The sequence below is a fragment of the Micromonospora sp. NPDC049359 genome, from assembly GCF_044466585.1.
Classification (GTDB): Bacteria; Actinomycetota; Actinomycetes; order Mycobacteriales; family Micromonosporaceae; genus Micromonospora.
The window spans coordinates 372,715-391,366 of sequence record NZ_JBITMW010000005.1; the positions used below are offsets into that span (position 1 = coordinate 372,715).

Sequence of the window (18,652 nt, forward strand, 5' to 3'; positions counted from 1 at the left end):
GTCTCGACACCCACCACGGGCCACCGGGGCGCTTTCGTCGTATCGGGTCAGTCGGCCTGGTCGGGTCGATGTTCAGCGATCCACCGGGCAACATCGCGCCGACGCCACACCTTGCCCATCGCGAGCACGGCAACCGGGTCAGGGAAGCCCTTGCTGTTCGCGATGATGCTGACCCGCTGCCGGCTGATCCCGCCGAGCATGTCTCGGATCTCCGCAACGCCGACCAGATCCATGCCCTTGACGGTAGGCAACAACGTGTGGTAGCCGAGCAACAACGCGGCACGTTGATGCTGCACGTTGTTGACACATGACACCAACGAGCGACAGCATGTGAGCATGACGTTGCGCCACACCCCATCCGGTCGCTGCTTGCCGATCTCCGCAGGACATGCACCCATCCGCCCGATCTGGCACTGCCGCCGAGGGTGCGGAGTCTGGCCGTGCGCAACCGCCCGACTGACCCTGCGAGCCGTGTTCGACGGCGACCCGGTCGGGCTGTCGATCGAGATGGCCGGCTACCTCTTCGACGCGACCGGCGACATGGTGAAGCTCAACCCTCACGAGATGCCCGGCCCTGACGCCCTGTTCGTTAGATTCGTCGGATGGACCAGGCGCAGGCCGTTCACGTAGCCAGAGAGGAGGGCGCCCCGGCACTTCGGGGCGACCGGGGCCCTGGCGCTTGATCTCGGTGGTCCCGCTAGAACGACTCTGGAACCGTGGCACGATCTCGGGCGCTGAGACATGGCGGTACGGAAGTTGGGCGCAGGAGGGTCATACCCCCAGGTGCCCCGCTATCGCCGCCGTTGTAGCTCGGGCTCAGTGCTCTCGCCGACGGACCGCATCGGGGGTGAAGCCTATGGTTTGCGGGCGAGCAGCCCGACGAAGGTGTGATAGGTGTCGGTCTGCTGTGGCGCGGACGCGCCCGGCGCCGGCCGCCACTCGGCCAGCGGCACCAGCCCCGGCTCCAGCACCTCCAGCCCGTCGACGAACGAGAGGATCTCCTCGTCCGTACGCCAGCGGCCGGTGCCCAGCGACTCGTTGAAGACCCGCTCGACCTCGCGCGCCTTGCGGGAGCCCTCCGGGTCCCGCTCGCCGGGGTCGCGGAAGTGTGAGATCGCCACGTAGCTGCCCGAGGGCAGCGCGTCGATCAGCTCCGCCGCCACCGCGCGCGGATCCTCGTCGTCGCCCAGGTGGTGCAGGATCGCGAAGAGGAGCAGCCCGACCGGCCGATCGAAGTCGAGGAACCGCTGCACGTCCGGGTGGCGCAGGATCTCCTGCGGTGTCCGGATGTCCGCCTGGATCACCGTCGCGGTGCCGTCCGCGGCGAGCAGTGCCCGGCCGTGCGTCAGGACGATTGGGTCGTTGTCGACGTAGACCACCTGAGCCTTCGGGTTCTGCTCGGTGGCGACCTCGTGCACGTTGCCCTGGGTGGGCAGCCCCGATCCGATGTCGAGGAACTGGTCGATGCCCGCCTCGGAGACCAGGAAGCGGATCACCCGACGCAGGAAGGCCCGGTTCGCCTGGCCGGCTGCCGGCCCGTCCGGGGTGATCCGCAGGGCGTGCTCGGCGACCTGTCGGTCCGCCTCGAAGTTGTCCTTGCCGCCCAGGAAGAAGTCGTAGACCCGGGCCACGCTGGGAATGCGGGGGTCGATGCCCGGGGGTGCCGCCTTGTCGCGGGTCACAGGCGTCTCCATTCGATTCGAATCAGCGCAGGCTGAGGACTGTGGACGGTGCCGGCGTTGGGGCGAGTGTAGCGATCGGGCGGGCGGAATTCCGCCCCGGCTGGTATCGCTCCCAGTGAATCGTCTCCCCACCAGGGCACGCACCGGGTGACACGCCGAAAGAGAGGCGACCGAGTAATGAGATACGTTGGCGATCATCGATATGGCGGCTGCATCGTCGACGTATGACAGGCGTCTCGTCGTCCTCGCTGTTCCGCCGTCTCGGTCCGGGTCTGCTGGTCGCCGCCATGCTCTCGACGGCGGTGGTCGTGACCGTGGCAGGCATCGCGCCGGCGGCCGACGCCGGCACCGCCGCCCCCGCCGCGTACCCCGGGGTCGCCCCGGCGCCGCACGGCGGCGCGATGCCCGCCGCCGAACCGACCGGGACCGCGCCACCGCCGCCCACCACGCCGCCCGGCACGCCGGGCACCTCACCCTTCCCGCCGAGCCCGCCCACCAACCTGACCGCCAGCGAGGTACGCACCGGATCGGTCACCCTCACCTGGGCGGCAGCCAGGCCGGGCTGCTGCGCCATCGTCGGGTACGACATCACGTACTACCAGGCGTTCGACGACGTCATCTACAGCGCCAGCGTCGGGGCCGTCACCAGCACCACGATCACCTCGTACATCGGGCCGGGCAAGCAGTACTCGTTCCGGGTGGCCGCCCGGGACACCCTCGGGCACCGGTCGACGTCCACGGACGCGCTGACCGTGGTCACGCCGGTGACGGAGACCGGCGGGGACACCACCCCGCCGAGCGCACCGCAGAACCTGACGGTCACCGAGGTGACCGCCTCGAACGGCACCCTGTCCTGGTCGCCGTCGACCGACAACGTCGGCGTGCTCGGGTACAACGTCTACCGCTTCGACGGCTGGTTCAGCTCGACGCTGATCGCCACCGTGCCGGGAACGACGTACACGACGTCGCTGCCCGCGTCCACGCCGCTGCAGAACCTGTACTACGTACGGGCCCGGGACGCGGTGGGCAACGTGTCGATCGCGTCCAACACGGTCACCCTGCCCACGACGTCCACGCCGTCGCCCCCGCCGCCCTCGACGTGCCGCGTGACCTACCGGAACCAGTCGGAGTGGCCGACCGGCTTCGTGGCGACGGTGACGGTCCAGAACACCCAGGCGGCACCGGTCGACGGTTGGATCGTCACCTTCACCTTCAGCGGAGACCAGCAGGTGACTTCGGCGTGGAACGCCACGGTCAGCCAGACCGGCTCCACCGTGACCGCCCGTAACGTCGACTGGAACCGTGTCCTGGCGCCGAACGGCTCGACGACCTTCGGCATCCAGGGGCGGTGGAGCGCCAGCGACGCGCCGCCGCTCGGCTTCACGCTGAACGGCGCCCAGTGCGCGGTGGGTTGAGCCCGCCCCCTCCCGAGGAGTCCCGTGAGCACACCGCACCGTCGCCGTAGGTTCCTGGCCGGGGCTGTCCTGGCCGGCGTCCTCGTCGTCTCCACCACGCTCGGCGGCCTGACCGCGCCCGCCTCCGCCGCGAACACGCTCACCATGCGGGGCGCCGACGTCTCCTCGTTGCAGCGCAGCCTCGACCTGGGCGCGCGGTACTACGACGCCGGCGGCGTCGCCCGTGACCCACTGGACATCCTGAGGTCCGTCGGCGTGAACTACGTCCGACTGCGCGTCTGGAACAACCCAACCAGCGGCTACAACAACAAGAGCAGGGTGTTGGCCCAGGCCAGGGCGGCGAAGGCGAAAGGCCTCAAGGTGCTCATCGACTTCCACTACTCGGACACCTGGGCCGACCCTGGCAAGCAGTACAAGCCGGTCGCGTGGGCCGGCCACACCCTGAGCCAACTGGGCGCCGACGTGTACAACTTCACCTACGACGTCTGCGCCGGCCTGCGGGGGCAGGGCACCCTGCCGGACAGCGTGCAGATCGGCAACGAGATCAACGTCGGAATGCTGTGGGACGAGGGCAAGGTCGTCAACAACGACTTCCGCCCGCTGGCCGGCCTGCTGAAGCAGGGCTACAACGCGACCAAGGCGTGCGGGGGCGGCATCCCGGTGATGATCCACACCGCCAACGCCGACAGCAACGCCAACGCCCGCTGGTTCTACGACGGCATCCGCGCCCAGGGCGTGCAGTGGGACATCACGGCCCTGTCCTACTACTGCATGTGGCACGGCAGCCTGGCGAACCTCTACAACAACATCGTCGACCTGCGCGGTCGCTACGGCAGGCCGGTGGTGATCGCGGAGACCGCGTACCCCTTCACGCGGAACAACGCGGACAGCGAGCCGAACGCCATCGGCGACGCGACGTGCGACGGCATCAGCGCGACCTGGTCGGGTCAGGCTCAGGAGTTCGACTGGGTGCAGAACACCGCCCGCAACGCCGGGGCCATCGGTGTCTTCTACTGGGAGCCGACCTGGTACGCCGTCAACGGCAACGGCTGGGACCCGGCGAACATCAACGGCACCGGAAACCAGTGGGACAACATGGCCGTCTTCGACTGGTCCGGGCGGGTGAACCCGAACGTACGCTGGACGCCCTGATCTTCGCGGGACGGACGACGCGCCCCCGCGCACCGTTACGACGATGAGCGGGGGCGCTGGCGTGCCGGTCGTCAGACGGCCGTCCGCGACCACTGCTGGTTGGCTCCGCTGTTGCAGGTGTACTGCTTGAGGACCACCCCGTCCGCGGTCGACGCGGCGGGCACGTCCACGCACTTGCCGCTGTGCCGGGCGCGAAGTTGGAAGTAGCTGCCGTTGGTGACCATCTGGAACTGCTGGTTGGTGCCGCTGCCGCAGGTGTACTGGATCAGCTCGGCGCCGTCGGCGGTCGAGGCGCTCGTCACGTCGAGGCACTTCCCGCTGTTGCGGCTGATGATGCGCCAGTAGCCGCTGCCGGCGTCCTGGAACTGCCACTGCTGCCAGGCGTTGCCGCCGTACGTGTACTGGCCGACGCGGGCGCCGTTGTTCATGTTCGGTGACTGGACGTCCATGGCCTTGCCGCTGTGCCGCACGTCGACCCGGTAGAAGGTCCCCGTTGTCGGGGGAGGCGTCGTGGGGTCGCCGCCGCCGATGGTATCGCCCCAGCCGTAGCGGATCCGGTCCGCGCCGGAGGTGTTGCGAACGGTGAGGTTGAGGTCGGTGCCGCCGCCGCTGAGCGCGTACATCGAGTACCAGTCGTAGCCGATGGTGCCCGGTTTACCGCCCAGGGCGGGCCAGTAGGTGCCGCCCATCTGGTTGTCCCGCATGACCTGGGCCATCGCGCGGATGTACCGCACGAAGTTGTCGGTGCTGTTCGGGTCGGCGTAGTTGCGGCCGTCGTTCATGGGCGCGCCGAACTCGGTGGCGACCGCCCGGGAGGCGCAGTTGCCGAGGCGCGTCTGGATGTGGCCGCGGAAGGCGTCGTACGTCATCGCGCCGTAGAAGAAGGCGTAGTAGTGGAAGGAGAGCAGCGTGGCGTTGAAGCGGCTGTCGTTACAGATGTCACGCAGGTCCTGGCTGAAGCCGGTGCCGCCGATGAGCACCCGGCCGGGCGGGGCCGAGTAGTGGTAGGTGAGCCAGTTGGCCGCGACGGTGCGCCACTCCGCCGAGCTGTAGCCGTGCGGCTCGTTCATCGGCTCGAAGTAGACGTTGGTGTTCGAGCCGTACGTGTTGGTCACCGTGGACCACATCGCGTTCCACGCGGCGAGGTTCGTGATCCTGCCGCCGGAGGCGGCGCCGTCCTCCCAGTAGGCGAGGATCACCTTGAACCCACGGGCGGTGGCGGCGTCGATGGCACCGCGATACGCCTCCCACCAGGCCGTTCCGACGGTGTGGGTGTTGATGGGCAGCCGGACGGTGTTGACACCCAGCGTGGACGCCATGTCGTCGTAGAGGGCGTTGGCCTTGGCGCGCACGGTGGCGTTGCTGTCGGACATGCTCAGGCCCTGTACGACGAGAGGGCCGGTGCTGAAGTTGTCGCCCAGCACGGCCCAGTTCATGCCCCGGAACTGACTGGTGGCGGCAGCGGCCGGCCCGGGCCGGACCGCGATGCCGCCGACCATCGCCGTCAGCACGGCCACCAGGGCGACAAGCGTCCGCCGTAACAGGCGAGGATCGTGCGTCGAATCAGGTGCGCGGTCAGCGGGTGGTGTGACCATGATGCCTCCGAGGCGGTGGTGAATGTGTTAGCGCTAACACGAACCGCGGACATGATCGGTCGAATCGCGGCGTGATTGGCGTGCCGCGCGGGTGGACCCGGCCCCTCACCCTGACGCGGACAGCGTGTGTTCCGTGTGTTAAGCGCGTGTTGCAGCCAAGTGTTAGCGATCGCATGTGGAGTGTCAAGGCATCGACGTTTCTCACTGACGAGGTGGTCGGCCGCCTCGTCGCGGGGCAGCGGAGGGCGATCGGTCGATGACAGGATCGCTCGATGCGCGTTCTCTTCGACGGCCCGGCGCCGGTCGACTATGGGCAGATCTACGTGACGAGTCGCGAGCTGCCCGACATGGACCGGGCGTTCGCCGGGCAGGTCAACGGACTATGCGGGGCCGGACACCCGGGCGCGCTGTTCCTGATGACCGGCACCCACTCCGGACGGGTCCGGTTCCGGATCGAGCTGCACGACGCCGAGCCGCCGACCGCAGCCGCCGAGTGGGAGGACGTGGTGGAGGTGTCGCTCCAGCCGAGGGCCCCGGTGGTCGACCTGGTCCCGTGGGGCGATGGGGCGCTGGCCCACCTGCCGCTGACCTCGCAGGAGAGTGACGGTGGCCGGCTGCCGGCCTACCGCGTGCGGTACTGCGCGGCGGGCATGGACGAGGGGAGCGATCCGTTCGGCGGGCTCGACCCCGACGAGATCGACGAGGACGACCACACCTACCTTGACCGACGACCGGACCGCTACCTGCTCTGCTTCTGGCCGGAGGCCAGCGCGGCCGGCGACCCGGGTGACGGCGCTGTCCGTGCCGACGCGGTGCTGCGCCAGGGCAGCGGCAACGCGGCGTACTGGCACGGTTGGGCGCACGGGTTGCCGGCTCCGCTCACGCTGTGGGAACGGGTTGAGGCCGAGGTGCGCAGGCGGGCGGAGGAGGATCGCCGCAACGAGGAGTATCGGCGGCGCGAGGAGTTGCGGCGCTGGGGCGGGCGTCTGCCGAGCGAGCGACTCCGACAGGTACGCGGCAACATCCACGGCATGCTGTTGCTGGACCGGGACCTGGTCGACGGGCTGGCCGATGCCGACGCCGTCACCCAACGCGAGATCGCGGTCTGGGCGGCGCGGCAGGCGTGCGCCCTCGCGGGCATCGCGGATCTCGACTGGATGAGGCCCGCGTGGACGGCGCTGGAACGGGGTGGACCGCTGCCCGCCGATTTCACCGACACGACGGCGCTCAGGACACGCATCCAGGGCAGGGCGACCGTCACGATCGCCGTCGCCTCGCTGCGCCGCGGGGATGCCGCGCCGACCGACCTGCTGCGCGCGGCGCTCGACGGCCCGGTGGACCCGGTCGCGATGGCCCTGCCGGCCCTCGTGGCCGCCGGCGAGTCGGATCCGTTGCAGGCCGCCCTGGAGGCGCTGTGGGCGGCGGTCGGCACCTACGCTTCCCGCCGGGACGAGTTCCTGGCGGCCGTACGGCGGGCGTTCCCGATCGTCGACCAGACGCAGGCGCGCTGACCCGCTCGTCCTCAGGTGACGGGACCTGGTTCGGCACAATCGACGACGAGCGGGCCACGGCGTCCCAGCGCCCACACGGCGAGCGCCAGACAGCCCAGGCCCGCTCCCGCGATCGCGACCGCTGACCAGCCGCCCGCCGACCAGAGCGTGCTCGCGGCGGCGGAACCGGCGGCGGCGCCGATGAAGTTGGCGGTCGCCAGAGCCGTGTTGAGCCGGCTGCGCGCCTCGTGCGCGAGGGCGAACAACCGTGCACGGTTGAGCAGGGCCTGCGTCTGGAAGGCGACGTCGACCACGACGGCCACGGTGATGAGAAGCACGAGGGACCGGCCGCCGAACGCCGCGACGACGAACGCCCCCAGGGCCAGGGCCCAGGCCGCCCCGGTGGCCGGAAGTGACCAGCCGCGGTCGTACAGACGACCACCGCGCAGGCCGGAGAGGACACCGGCGAGTCCGACCAGCCCGAACATCCCGATCACCGCCGGCGGATAGTGGAACGGTGGACCGCTGAGCAGGAACGTCAGCGCCGTCCAGAAGAGCGAGAAGGCGGCGAAGCCGGCGGCGGCCAGGACCAGCGTCCACCGGACCGCCCGCTCCCGCCGGACCATCGCCGCGACCGAGAACAGCAGCCGTGGGTACGGGATGCGTGCTCGCGGTGGCAGCGGCGGCATCGCGCGGTGGAGCAGGACCGCGAGCAGGGCGGCGACGACCGCGGCGAGGGTGTAGGTCGCACGCCAACCGGCAGCGCCGGCGACGAGTCCGCTGATCGTGCGGGAGGCCAGGATGCCCGTGAGGGTCCCCGAGCCGACGACACCGACGATCCGACCACGGTCGGCGTCGCCGGCCAGGTCCCCGGCGAGCGGCGTGAGGATCTGCCCGGAGATCGTCGTGACGCCCAGCACGCCGAGCGCGACCAGGAGCACGCCGATCGACGGCGCCAGCGCGCACAGCAGTAGCGCGGCGGCGGAGGCCAGGAACATCAGCGGGACGAAGCGGCGGCGGTCCAGGACGTCGCCGAGCGGTACGAGCAGCAGGACGCCGACGGCGTACCCGATCTGCGTCGCGGTGACGAGCCAGCCGGCCGTGGACGTCGGCGCGTCCAGGTCGTCGGCGATGACGCCGAGCAGCGGCTGCGCCCAGTACAGGTTGGCGACGGCCGCGCCGGCCGCCAGCGCGAGCAGGAACGTCAGCGGGCGGCTCAGGTGCGGGGGCGGTGCCGGGCGAGGCGCGGCCACTCCACCACGCTAAGGGCGTGTGTCAAAGCCCCTTGCCGGCCGAGGGCCCCTGGTCGATCAGCGGTCCGCGCCGTAGTTCGCGTAGCACGCCGTGCCGGCGCGCGGCCCACGCCAGCCGCCGCACGCTCGGGTGCCGGACGAACAGCGCCGCCGCCCGGCGGATCATGCCGAACCGGTGGTCGCTGAGCTGGTTCTCCATCGCCTGCCAGATCAGCTCACGCACGTTGGCGCTGTCCAGCGCCGCCCGGACCGCACGCCGTACCCCGGGATCCTCGGCGGCCGAGGCGATGGCGGCGGCGAGGCCCGGTCGGTCGGCGAGCGGTTCCACCGCCGCCGCCACGAGCGGCCGGCGCACCTCGTCCCGTTCCAGCAGCAGCAACACCGCCTCCCGGATCTCGACCGTCTCCAGGCCGGAGCGCAGCAGGTCCACCAGGCTGCGGTCGACCGCACCGTCGTGATCCGGCACGGCCAGCGTGCCCAGCAGCACGGACACCTCGTCGAGGTCGATGAGGTGTCGCAGCCCGTCGCGGAACTCCGGCAGCCCCCAGGCCACCTGGACGGCCTTCAGGAGATCGCGGTTCATGCGCCATCCGCTACCCGAAAGCCACTGCGGCCGAAACGTCCGCGACCCCACGTCCGCCGCGACCCGGGCCGATGCAGGCACTATCGTTCTGGGGTGCGCATCCGCTTCGACGTACCCGCCGACCCCGCCTACCCCGCTCGGGTGGCAGCCACCCTCGCCGGTGTCCGACTGCGTCGGTTCAGCTACATCGGCGCGGTGCTGGTGGCGGTCGGGGCGGTCGGCCTGGTGTTCTCGCGCGGGCTGGGCTGGGGTGAGCGCGCGTCCCCGCTGTGGCTGACGTTGGTGCTCGCGGGCGTGCTGTCGATGCTCTACCTGCCCTGGGTACGCTCGCGGGCCCGCCGCCGCTCGGGTGACTACGCCGTCGAGGGCGCGTACGAGATCACCGACGACAACATCATGATGCGCAGCGGCTCGGAGTCCGGCGGTATCGCCTGGGACGGGGTCGCGCGGGTGGGGGACAACCCGGACTTCTGGATCGTGTTCGTCGGCCGGATGCCGGCGACCGTGATCCCCCGGTGGCTGATGTCCGCCGAGGACGCCGAGACGTTGCGCGCCTTCATGGCCGACCGGGGCCTCCTGGGCCCGCGTCCCTGACGGCTACGGGTCGGTTCTTCGGCTGGGCGAGGAAGCGCAGGTACTCCGCCCGGTCGAACGGGTTGCCGTCGGTGCGGGCCCGGCGCGGCGGCTCGCCGGACACCGGTCGGTCGCCGCCGGGCGTCGACGACCACAGCCCCTCCCCGCTGGACAGGTCGGGCAGACGCCGCTGCGCCTGGAGTTCGAGCCGTGCCGGCAGCACGCCACTGATCCGCCAGCCGGCGGCGACGTCGTCGGTGCCGTCGACCCGGGCGCCGAGCCGGCCCAGGTACGACGTGACCGGGCCGAGCCGGTCGGCCGGCACCTCCACCTCGAAGCGGCGGCACGGCTCGAAGACCCGGGTGCCGGCCTCGGCGAGCGCCTGCATGAGGACGTACGGGGCGAGGTCCCGGAAGTGCCCGGCGGTCGTGATCGGCGACCAGTAGCCGCTGTGGGTGAGGATGATCCGGATATCGGTGACCGGCCAACCGTGACAGCCCTGGTCGAGGGCGGCGCGGGCGGCCTCCTCGATGGCCGCGTGGAACGACAGCGGCAGCGAGCCCAGCTCGACCTTCCGCCGGTAGTCCACGCCGACGCCGGGCTCGACCCGGAACCCGACCGTCCCGAAGAAGCCGTGTCCGATAATCTCCACGGCGGTGCCCGTGCCGGTCGGCCGCTCCACGTGCATGAGCCGTCCCGGCCCGAACTCCGCCTGGACCCCGTACGTCTCGGCCAGCGTGGCGCTCAGCACCTCGCGCTGCACCTCGCCGTAGAGCAGCACGCTCGTGCCGCCCTCGGGGGCCACCCGGGTCCGCAGGAACGGGTCGGTGTCCGCGATGTCCAGCAGCGCGGCGTGCAGCGCCAGCGTCTGGGACGAGTCGCGGGGTCGCACCACCGCCTCCAGGGTCGGCGCGGGGAAGTACGACCGCCCGTCGAGGCCGGCCGGGCTGCCGAGCTGGTCGCCGAGGCGTACCCCGGTCAGGCCGCCGACCCGGGCGATGTGGCCGGCGGTCAGCGCGGCCTGGTCGGTGGCCGCGCCGACCACGTCGAGCCGCGTGATCCGCCCGTGCGTCGTGGTGGTCCGGCCGTCCGACTCCCGGCGGTACGCGGTGACCCGCTCCCGCGCCCGGAACTGCCCGCCGTACGAGCGCAGGTAGGCCACGCGTTCGCCGGAGGGCTCGCGCTCAATGGCGAACACCCGCGCTCGCGGGTCGGGTTCGCCCGGGGGCGCGGGCGGAAGCACTGCCGCGATGGCGTCCAGCAGCTCCGGTACGCCGGCCCCGGACAGCGCCGAGCCGAACAGCAGCGGGTACGCCTGCCCCGCCGCGACCTGTGCCCGCAGGGCCTCGTCGACGCGGTCGGCGTCGGGCGGCCGGTCGTCGACGAGGGCGGCCAGTAGTTCGTCGTCGTGTTCGGCGAGAACCTCGGCGAGGCTGTGGTCGTACCCCCGATGGCGCGGCCGGTAGGTGGCGTCGGGGGTGCCGGGCGCGCGGACCGTGCCCAGCGGGACGACGGTCGGCGCGAGGAGCCGGCGCGTGTCCGCGACCAGCTCGTCGACGCGGGCGCCGACCCGGTCGATCTTGTTGACGAAGATCAGGGTGGGCAGCCGGAGCGACCGGAGGATGCGCATGATCCGGCGGCTGTGCGGCTGGACGCCCTCGACGGCCGACAGCACCAGCACGGCCGCGTCGAGCACCCCGAGCGCGCGTTCGACCTCGGCCACGAAGTCGCTGTGCCCGGGGGTGTCGAGCAGGTTGACCTGGCGGTCGCGCACGGTGAACGAGGCGACGGCGCTGCGGATGGTGATGCCCCGCCGACGCTCGATCGCTCCGGTGTCGGTCTGGGTGGTGCCCGCGTCGACGCTGCCGAGCCGGTCGATGACCCCGGTGGCGTGGAGCAGGCGTTCGGTCAGGCTGGTCTTACCGGCGTCGACGTGGGCGACGATGCCAAGGTTGATGGTCTGCACAGGCGCTCTGGTCCTCGAAAGCTCGCGTCCGGATGGGCGGGGTTTCGAGTCCTCGCATCGCCGTGCTCCCGTCTGCTGGTGGTGCCGGGCCGTGCGGGCCCGGTCCTTCTCCGGCCAGGCTGGCACGGCCGCCGGCGTCGGGCCACCGATTTACGCGCGCTTGATTAGATAGTGGTCTGTCAATACATTGGGAGCGGGCGTCACTGCGTTCCGGGTAACAACCCGAAGCGGTGACTGACAGCTTCACCTCGAGCCGGGCACGTCGGTCGTACGCATCGACCACTCGCTGTGGCGCATCGCCGCGCCGTACCCGGCGTGTCGCCGTGTCCGCCCCGGACGCGCGCTGCCGCGCCGGTCTCCCGCTTGATGGCAGAAGGACTTCCCATGACCATTCTCCGCGCCCGCCCCGCCCCGACCCTCGCGGTCGTCGCCGCGTTGGCCGCCGCCGTGACCGCGACCGGCACGGCCCTGCTCGTCGCGCCGGCCGCGGCCGCCCAGGGCTGCCGGGTCGACTACACGCCCAACCAGTGGCCCGGCGGTTTCACCGCCAGCGTCAAGGTCAGCCCGGGCGACACCGCCGTCTCCACCTGGACCGTCACCTGGACGTACGCCGGGAACGAGCGCGTCACGAGCGGCTGGAACGCCACGGTCAGCCAGTCCGGATCGACGGTGACCGCCCGCAACATGTCGTACAACGGAAGCATTCCGGCCGGTGGCGTCACCGAGTTCGGCGTGCAGGGCACGTACGGCACCAGCGGTGGAGCGCCGACCGGCTTCAGCCTGAACGGCGTACCGTGCAACGGCGTCGCGCCGACGACGCCCCCGCCGACGACGCCGCCTCCCACGACGCCCCCGCCGACGACGCCCCCGCCGACGACGCCGCCTCCCACGACGCCGCCGCCGACCACGCCCCCGCCCACCACGCCCCCGCCGACGACGCCGCCGCCGGTCGGCTGTGCCGGAGCGGTGCTCTGCGACGGCTTCGAGAACCAGACCGGTTCGACACCGTCCGGCGACTGGGCCGTCGTGAGCCCGGACTGTTCCGGCGCCGGAACCGCCACCATCGACACGACCACCACGCACAGCGGCAGCCGAGCCGTGCGGATCAACGGGGCGGCCGGGTACTGCAACCACGTCTTCATCAGGTCGACGAAGAACCTCGGCAGCGTGGGCAGCGTCCGCTACGGCCGGATCTGGGTCCGGCACACCACCGCCCAGCCCACCGACCACACCACGATGATGGCGATGACCGACGCCGCCGACGGTAACCGGGACCTGCGGATGGGCGGCCAGAACGGCGCCCTGCAGTGGAACCGCGCCTCCGACGACGCGACCCTGCCGGAGCAGAGCCCGGCCGGGGTGGCACAGAGCGTGCCGCTGCCCACCAACCGGTGGACCTGCCTGGAGTTCATGGTGGACGGCTCGTCCGGTCAGCTCCGCACCTGGCTGGACGGCGCCGCCGTCGCGGGGCTGACCGCGGACGGCGTACCCACGCACGACATCGACGGGCAGTGGTACAACCGCACCTGGCGACCGCAGCTCACCGACCTGAAGCTGGGCTGGGAGAGCTACGGCAACGGGTCCGACACCCTCTGGTACGACGACGTCGCGGTCGGAGCCAGTCGGATCGGCTGCTGACCACCGGAGGTGGGATCGGGGGTGTGGCACGGTCGACGTGCCGCACCCCCGGCCGTCCCCGCGCGCACCGCTGGTCGGTGCCGGAACGGCCCACCTGGTGGAGGCTGGCCGACCGGCGCGACGATAGCCTGCTGTCATGGCGAGCGCCGAACTCCAGGAGCTGATCGTCGTGGACGCCGAGGCGCTGCGCGGGTGGCTGTCCGCCAACCACGCCACGTCGCCGGGCGTCTGGCTGGCCCTGACCAAGAAGGGCGGCACGGTCACGACGCTGACCTGGCAGCAGGCGGTCGACGAGGCGCTCTGTTACGGCTGGATCGACGGGCAGGCCCGCAAGCGGGACGAGGAGTCCTCCTGGATCCGGTTCACCCCCCGCCGTCCGCGCAGTATCTGGTCACAACGCAACGTCGCGCACGTGGCGCGGCTGGAGGCCGAGGGGCGGATGACGCCCGCCGGCCGGGCCGCGGTGGAGGCCGCCAAGTCCGACGGGCGGTGGGCGGCCGCGTACGCTCCGCCATCGGAAGCCGAGGTGCCGGCCGACCTGCTCGCCGCCATCGCCGCCGATCCCGCCGCCCAGGCCATGTTCGACGTGCTCACCAAGACCAACCGGTTCTCTCTCATCCACCGCGTCAACGCGGTCAAGCGGGTTGAGACCCGCGAGCGGAAGATCGCCGAGTTCGTCGCCATGCTCGCCCGCCACGAGACCCCGTACCCGCAGAAGGCCAGGCCGTCGAGCCCTCCGTCGTCGTGACCCGGGGGAGCGTCAAGTAGCCGTCCACTGGGTCCGGTCATCCTTGCCGGGTCCGAGTCACCCCCGAACGAAGGACAGCGGAAACCTCGTGTCCAGCCTCGCCCTGGTCGTAGCGGTCGGTGTCGCGATCCTGGTCGGTACGGGCGCGGCCCGTCGGCTCCGGATCGCTCCGCCGGTGCTGCTGCTGATCGCCGGTGTCCTCCTCGGCTTCGCCCCCGCGCTGCGCGGGGTGCACCTGCCGCCCGAGGCAGTCCTGTTGGTGTTCCTTCCGGTGCTGCTCTACTGGGAGGCGTTCTCCTCCTCACTGCGCGAGATGCGCCGGAACCTGCGGGTCATCGTGCTGCTGAGCACCCTGCTCGTGGTGGCGACGGCGGCCGGTGTGGCGGTCGCCGCGCACGCGCTCGGGCTCGGCTGGGGAGCGGCATGGGTGCTGGGCGCCGCCGTCGCGCCGACCGACGCGACGGCGGTCGGCGTCCTGGGCCGGATGCTGCCCCGTCGTATCGCGACCACGTTGCGCGCGGAGAGCCTGGTCAACGACGGTACGGCGCTGGTGATCTACACGCTCGCGGTCGGGATCACCCTGGGCGAGGAGCACCTGAGCGTCGGTCGGGTCGCCGGGTTGTTCGCCTTCTCGTACCTCGGTGGCATCGCGTCCGGCGCGGTCGTGACGTTCCTCGTCCTGCAGATCCGTCGCCGGCTGACCGACCCCTTCCAGCACAATCTGCTCGCGCTGCTGACACCCCTGACCGCCTACCTGATTGCGGAGGCGGCCGAGGTGTCCGGTGTCCTCGCGGCCGTGGTCAGCGGACTGTGGGTGGGCCGTGCCTCGCCACGCCTGTTCCCTGGTAACGCGCGCCGGCAGGTCCACACCGTCATGGAGTTCGTGACCATGCTGGCGAACGCCGCGCTGTTCGTCCTGGTGGGGCTGGAGGCGCAGTCGGCGGTGCGCGGGCTGGACCACACCGGTCTGGCACACGGCATGCTCGTCGCGCTCGTGGTCTGCGCGGTCATCGTCGCGGTGCGCTTCGGCTGGCTCTTCACCAGCCCGTACGTGATCCGGGCGATCGACCGGCGACCGCAGCAGCGGGAACGACGACTGAGCGGGCGTCCGCGGGCGCTCATGTCGGCGGCCGGGTTCCGGGGCGCCGTGTCGATGGCGGCGGCGCTGGCCGTACCGCACACGCTTCCCTCCGGAGCGGAGTTCCCGGACCGTGACCTCATCGTCTTCGTCACGGCTGTCGTGATCGCCGTGACCCTGCTGGTGCAGGCGCCGCTGATGCCCCGGGTGACGCGCTGGGCCGGGCTGGGCGCCGACTCCGAGGCCGAGCGGGAACGCCGGCAGGCCGAGATCACGTCCATGGACCGGGCGTTGGAGTCCCTGCCCACGATGGCCGCCGAGCTGGGCACGAGCGACGACGTGCACGAGCAGCTGCGCACGGAGTACGACCGCCGGCTGCGGGTCCTGCGCGACGGTGACGCCGCCGCCGGCCCGGACGAGGCTGCGGCCGACTACGAGAAGCAGTACGCCGACCTGCACCTCGCGGTCATCGACCACCGCCACGAGACCGTCGTGCGCATGCGCGACGCGGGCGAGATTGACGACGAGGTGCTTCGCCGGGTCCAGGACGGACTCGACCTCGAACAGGTCCACATGACCCAGCGCCGGGACAACGACAACCGCTAGCGAGGCCGTGTCTTCAAAGGTTCACAAACGTTGGAGTAGCGCGGCGATGGTGACGGTGGCCTGGAACGAGGCCGCGATCACACGGTCGGGGCCGCGTCGCTGAGCGGCGGCGGTAATGCTGATGTGCGTGATGCCTGTGAGGCATCTAGATGACTCACCGGCATCACGCACATCAGGATGTTGTTGGCGTCGGTCGCACGGCGTGACGCTAAGGCCCGTCCACGCGGGCGGCGATGTCCCGCAGGGCGGCGATGTGGCCGCTCAGGGCCGACCGCCCGGCCACGGAGAGGTTGATCCACGTGCGGGGTCGCTTGCCCACGTAGCCCTTGCGCACCTCGACGTAACCGCGGTCGCTCAGGTTCGAGATCCGCTTGGAAAGGGCGGAATCGCTCAGGTCCATGGCGTCGCGGACGAACGCGAACTCGGCCCACTCGGTCCCCGCCAGCAGCGCCAGGATGGCCAGCCGGGTGGGATCGAGCAGGACCGGGTCCAGCTTCGGGTCGGCCGCCACGGTCAGGCCGGGCGGGTGAGGACGCGGCGCTGCCACCACGGCCCGGCGGCGGCCAGCAGGACACCACCCACCAGGCCGAACCACGCCCAGAGGTGCGGGACGTCCAGGGCGGTGGCGAAGGCCGCGCCACCGATCAGGAGGGCCAGCACCAGGGCCGACCACAGCAGGCTCGACGTGTCGGGGGTGGCCCGGGGACGCACCGGACGCCGCAGCAGCGCCGCTCCCCATCGGGTGTTGGCCGCCATCGAGGCGAGCAGAAGCAGGATGACGATGGTGGTGCCGTAGGTGCGCACGAAGTCCGGATAACGGTCGGCCACGATCCCGTACGCCGCGACGAGGATTCCGGCCGCGAGCCAGGTCCAGCGTGACCGGCTGGCGGCCGCCGCCGTCTGGTCCCGGCGCCGGTCGACGTCCTCGAGAGCTCGCCGTGCCTCTTCTGGGGTCGGGGTGGTGCTCATCGCGCAACTCCTTGAGCTAGGGAAAGTACTTGCTCGTACGGAAAGTTAACACTCACTTTCCGTACGAGCAAGTTGTTGCCGAACCGGTCAGCACGCTGCCGCGCCGACCGGCGTACGACCCGCCCGACAGCGCCGCGGACTCACTCCGGGAGCTGGTAGAGGCGGTAGCGGGTGACGGTGTCGAAGCCGATCTGCCGGTACACCGGCTCGCCCTCACTGCTCGCCTGGAGGGTGGCGATCCGCAGTCCGGCCGCGCGGGTGATGCGCAGCGCCTCGCGGGTGAGGGCGGTCGCGATGCCCTTGCGACGGTGGTCGGGGTGGGTGGCGATGCAGTACAGAGCGCCGACGTCGGTGCCGAGCGACAGGGTGCACGTGCCCACGGTGCGGCCGTCCACGATGCCGGCGAGGCGGATCACGTCCGGATAGGCGAAGGACAGTTCCCGGTCGACGACGAGCCCGAGGTCGCCGGGGACGCCGAGCGCCCCGGCGTACGCCTCGACGTACTCGCGCATCTCGGCCGGCGTGGCGGCGACCTGGATCCGCAGGTCGCTGGGGCCCTCGACCTCGGGCAGCGTGGTCACGTCCACCGCCATGACGGGCATGTCGGAGATCTGGGTCGCGCCGCGCGCGAGCAGTCCCTCGGCGGTGCCCTCGTCGCTGTCCGCACCCACCCACCAGCCCCAGACCGAGCCGGTCAGGTGCTTCCTCGCCTCCGTGATCGCGTCGTCGAGCTGCCGCCCGCGTACGCGCAGGACACCGTTGAGAAGCGGGTGCGGGATGTCGGTGCGATAGGTCGGCAGGTCGGTGTCGGGCTGGGCGCCGGCCCAACCGCACCAGTACGTGCGGTTCGCGGCGAGCTGTGGTTCCAGGTCGTGGATGGAGTACGTGGTCATACCCTCAGGACATGGCTCGGCGGGGGAAAGTTCGATTCCGCCGCGGATTCTCTAGAACCGGGGCGGCCGTGGGGTGTGCAGAAGGCGCACTTCGCGCACCAGGCCCTCTTTCTCCCTCAGCAACCAGGTCCCCCCGGGCGGGCAGTGGTGCGGATCCTCCGGCGGGTTGATGAAGGCGTTCTCCCAGATCGTGACGCCGGACCCGGCGAGCACTCCGGTGATCCTGGCAGCGACGCCGGACTCGTAGTCCTGCCGCATGACGGCGAAGACCGGTTCCCGACCGGTCGTCCGGATGCCGCTCGGCCACCAGAAGGTCATGTCCTCGGCCCAGCGGGCGGCCACCTTGTTCAGCCTGGCGCCGTCCGGTACCGCCGACAGGATGGTCGCCGCCTCCTGCTGTCGTTCGGCGCGCAGCGCCACGGTCTCGCCGTGCCGCTCGTCGTGCACACGGGGGAGGACCTCGGCCAACTGCCGGCGTGCCTCGCTCAGGCGACTACGGACAGTGCCGACCGGCGTACCGCAGAGGTCGGCGATCTGCTCGTACGAGTTGTTGTTGGTGAAGTACCGCAGCAACGCCACCGTCTGCGCGGCCGGCGACAACTGCTGGATCGCGTGCCAGACCCAGTCCCGCATGGCGCTGCGCTCGATGCGGGCGACCGGGTCGTCCAGCTCCGAGGCGAGCAGATTCTCGCCGGCCACCCCGACCGGAACGGGGATGCGGGCGCGGAGCATCGTCCGGCAGTTGTTGCGCACGATGGCGTGTAGCCAGGACCGCGCGGCGCCGGGGTCGCGCAGCTCACCGATGCGGCTGAACGCCGTGATCGCCGCATCCTGGCAGGCGTCCTCGGCGTCGGGCCGGGAGCCCAACAGACGGTGTGCCACCGCGAGCATGCCGGCGTAGTGGCGGTCGAGAAGCAGCGCGAAGCTGGCCGGATCGCCCTGCTGGGCGCTCCGGACCTGCTCGACCATGTCGTCGGCCGACACGTGCGTCGAGGTCGGGAGAAGCATCCG

The 18,652-nt window shown here is 71.3% G+C and carries 18 protein-coding genes; 8 read left to right on the forward strand and 10 right to left on the reverse strand.

Annotation, left to right across the window (positions count from 1 at the left end; all coding sequences use genetic code 11):
- Window positions 1-47: 47 nt before the first annotated feature.
- Window positions 48-233 (reverse strand): hypothetical protein, encoded by a 186-nt coding sequence (locus tag ACIBTX_RS15310; protein WP_110562400.1) that lies wholly within the window; start codon window positions 231-233, stop codon window positions 48-50.
- A gap of 238 nt (window positions 234-471) precedes the next feature.
- Here ACIBTX_RS15310 and ACIBTX_RS15315 point away from each other — a divergent pair, with 238 nt between their 5' ends.
- Window positions 472-630, forward strand: a complete 159-nt coding sequence (locus ACIBTX_RS15315; RefSeq protein ID WP_396832606.1) for a hypothetical protein — start codon at window positions 472-474, stop codon at window positions 628-630.
- A gap of 224 nt (window positions 631-854) precedes the next feature.
- Here the strand turns inward: ACIBTX_RS15315 and ACIBTX_RS15320 are convergent, their stop codons facing one another.
- Window positions 855-1,682 (reverse strand): SAM-dependent methyltransferase, encoded by an 828-nt coding sequence (locus tag ACIBTX_RS15320; protein ID WP_357120655.1) that lies wholly within the window; start codon window positions 1,680-1,682, stop codon window positions 855-857.
- Window positions 1,683-1,906: 224 nt separating this feature from the next.
- Between ACIBTX_RS15320 and ACIBTX_RS15325 the strand changes: the two genes are divergently transcribed.
- Both ACIBTX_RS15325 and ACIBTX_RS15330 read left to right on the forward strand, forming a co-directional pair.
- Window positions 1,907-3,097 (forward strand): cellulose binding domain-containing protein, encoded by a 1,191-nt coding sequence (locus ACIBTX_RS15325; RefSeq protein ID WP_396832607.1) that lies wholly within the window; start codon window positions 1,907-1,909, stop codon window positions 3,095-3,097.
- Between the two features lie 24 nt (window positions 3,098-3,121).
- Window positions 3,122-4,249 (forward strand): glycosyl hydrolase 53 family protein, encoded by a 1,128-nt coding sequence (locus ACIBTX_RS15330; RefSeq protein WP_357120649.1) that lies wholly within the window; start codon window positions 3,122-3,124, stop codon window positions 4,247-4,249.
- A 71-nt stretch (window positions 4,250-4,320) separates the two neighbouring features.
- On the opposite strand, the gene ACIBTX_RS15335 is transcribed toward ACIBTX_RS15330, so the two are convergent.
- On the reverse strand, window positions 4,321-5,844 hold the full coding sequence (locus ACIBTX_RS15335; protein ID WP_357171462.1) for an RICIN domain-containing protein: 1,524 nt from the start codon (window positions 5,842-5,844) through the stop codon (window positions 4,321-4,323).
- 272 nt (window positions 5,845-6,116) lie between these two features.
- Here ACIBTX_RS15335 and ACIBTX_RS15340 point away from each other — a divergent pair, with 272 nt between their 5' ends.
- Window positions 6,117-7,355, forward strand: a complete 1,239-nt coding sequence (locus tag ACIBTX_RS15340) for a hypothetical protein (RefSeq protein ID WP_396832608.1) — start codon at window positions 6,117-6,119, stop codon at window positions 7,353-7,355.
- A gap of 11 nt (window positions 7,356-7,366) precedes the next feature.
- On the opposite strand, the gene ACIBTX_RS15345 is transcribed toward ACIBTX_RS15340, so the two are convergent.
- Together ACIBTX_RS15345 and ACIBTX_RS15350 are read right to left on the reverse strand one after the other, a co-directional pair.
- A complete protein-coding gene (locus ACIBTX_RS15345) occupies window positions 7,367-8,587 on the reverse strand; it encodes an MFS transporter (protein WP_396832609.1) in 1,221 nt (406 codons plus the stop codon).
- Window positions 8,588-8,609: 22 nt separating this feature from the next.
- Window positions 8,610-9,170 carry a hypothetical protein gene (locus ACIBTX_RS15350; RefSeq protein WP_357120639.1) on the reverse strand — a complete coding sequence of 187 codons (561 nt, stop codon included), beginning with the start codon at window positions 9,168-9,170 and terminating at the stop codon, window positions 8,610-8,612.
- 93 nt (window positions 9,171-9,263) lie between these two features.
- Between ACIBTX_RS15350 and ACIBTX_RS15355 the strand changes: the two genes are divergently transcribed.
- Entirely contained in the window at window positions 9,264-9,764 is a 501-nt protein-coding gene (locus tag ACIBTX_RS15355) for a YcxB family protein (RefSeq protein WP_396832610.1), read from the forward strand.
- On the opposite strand, the gene ACIBTX_RS15360 is transcribed toward ACIBTX_RS15355, so the two are convergent.
- A complete protein-coding gene (locus ACIBTX_RS15360) occupies window positions 9,727-11,709 on the reverse strand; it encodes a GTP-binding protein (RefSeq protein ID WP_396832611.1) in 1,983 nt (660 codons plus the stop codon). The two genes, ACIBTX_RS15355 and ACIBTX_RS15360, sit on opposite strands and share 38 nt — an antisense overlap.
- Window positions 11,710-12,093: 384 nt before the next feature.
- On the opposite strand from ACIBTX_RS15360, the gene ACIBTX_RS15365 reads away from it, so the two are divergent.
- The 3 genes from ACIBTX_RS15365 to ACIBTX_RS15375 all read left to right on the forward strand — a co-directional run bounded on the left by ACIBTX_RS15365 (window position 12,094) and on the right by ACIBTX_RS15375 (window position 15,779).
- Window positions 12,094-13,347 (forward strand): cellulose-binding domain-containing protein, encoded by a 1,254-nt coding sequence (locus ACIBTX_RS15365; RefSeq protein WP_396832612.1) that lies wholly within the window; start codon window positions 12,094-12,096, stop codon window positions 13,345-13,347.
- Between the two features lie 136 nt (window positions 13,348-13,483).
- A complete protein-coding gene (locus tag ACIBTX_RS15370) occupies window positions 13,484-14,095 on the forward strand; it encodes a YdeI/OmpD-associated family protein (RefSeq protein ID WP_357120627.1) in 612 nt (203 codons plus the stop codon).
- An 88-nt stretch (window positions 14,096-14,183) separates the two neighbouring features.
- On the forward strand, window positions 14,184-15,779 hold the full coding sequence (locus ACIBTX_RS15375) for a Na+/H+ antiporter (RefSeq protein ID WP_357171468.1): 1,596 nt from the start codon (window positions 14,184-14,186) through the stop codon (window positions 15,777-15,779).
- 208 nt (window positions 15,780-15,987) lie between these two features.
- On the opposite strand, the gene ACIBTX_RS15380 is transcribed toward ACIBTX_RS15375, so the two are convergent.
- The 4 genes from ACIBTX_RS15380 to ACIBTX_RS15395 all read right to left on the reverse strand — a co-directional run bounded on the left by ACIBTX_RS15380 (window position 15,988) and on the right by ACIBTX_RS15395 (window position 18,649).
- Window positions 15,988-16,290, reverse strand: a complete 303-nt coding sequence (locus ACIBTX_RS15380; protein WP_357120621.1) for a transcriptional regulator — start codon at window positions 16,288-16,290, stop codon at window positions 15,988-15,990.
- 2 nt (window positions 16,291-16,292) lie between these two features.
- Entirely contained in the window at window positions 16,293-16,748 is a 456-nt protein-coding gene (locus ACIBTX_RS15385; protein ID WP_357120618.1) for a hypothetical protein, read from the reverse strand.
- 140 nt (window positions 16,749-16,888) lie between these two features.
- Window positions 16,889-17,641: a GNAT family N-acetyltransferase gene (locus ACIBTX_RS15390; RefSeq protein ID WP_396832613.1), complete on the reverse strand. Its 753-nt coding sequence runs from the start codon at window positions 17,639-17,641 to the stop codon at window positions 16,889-16,891.
- 51 nt (window positions 17,642-17,692) lie between these two features.
- Window positions 17,693-18,649 (reverse strand): sigma-70 family RNA polymerase sigma factor, encoded by a 957-nt coding sequence (locus ACIBTX_RS15395; RefSeq protein WP_363661505.1) that lies wholly within the window; start codon window positions 18,647-18,649, stop codon window positions 17,693-17,695.
- Between the last annotated feature and the right edge of the window lie 3 nt (window positions 18,650-18,652).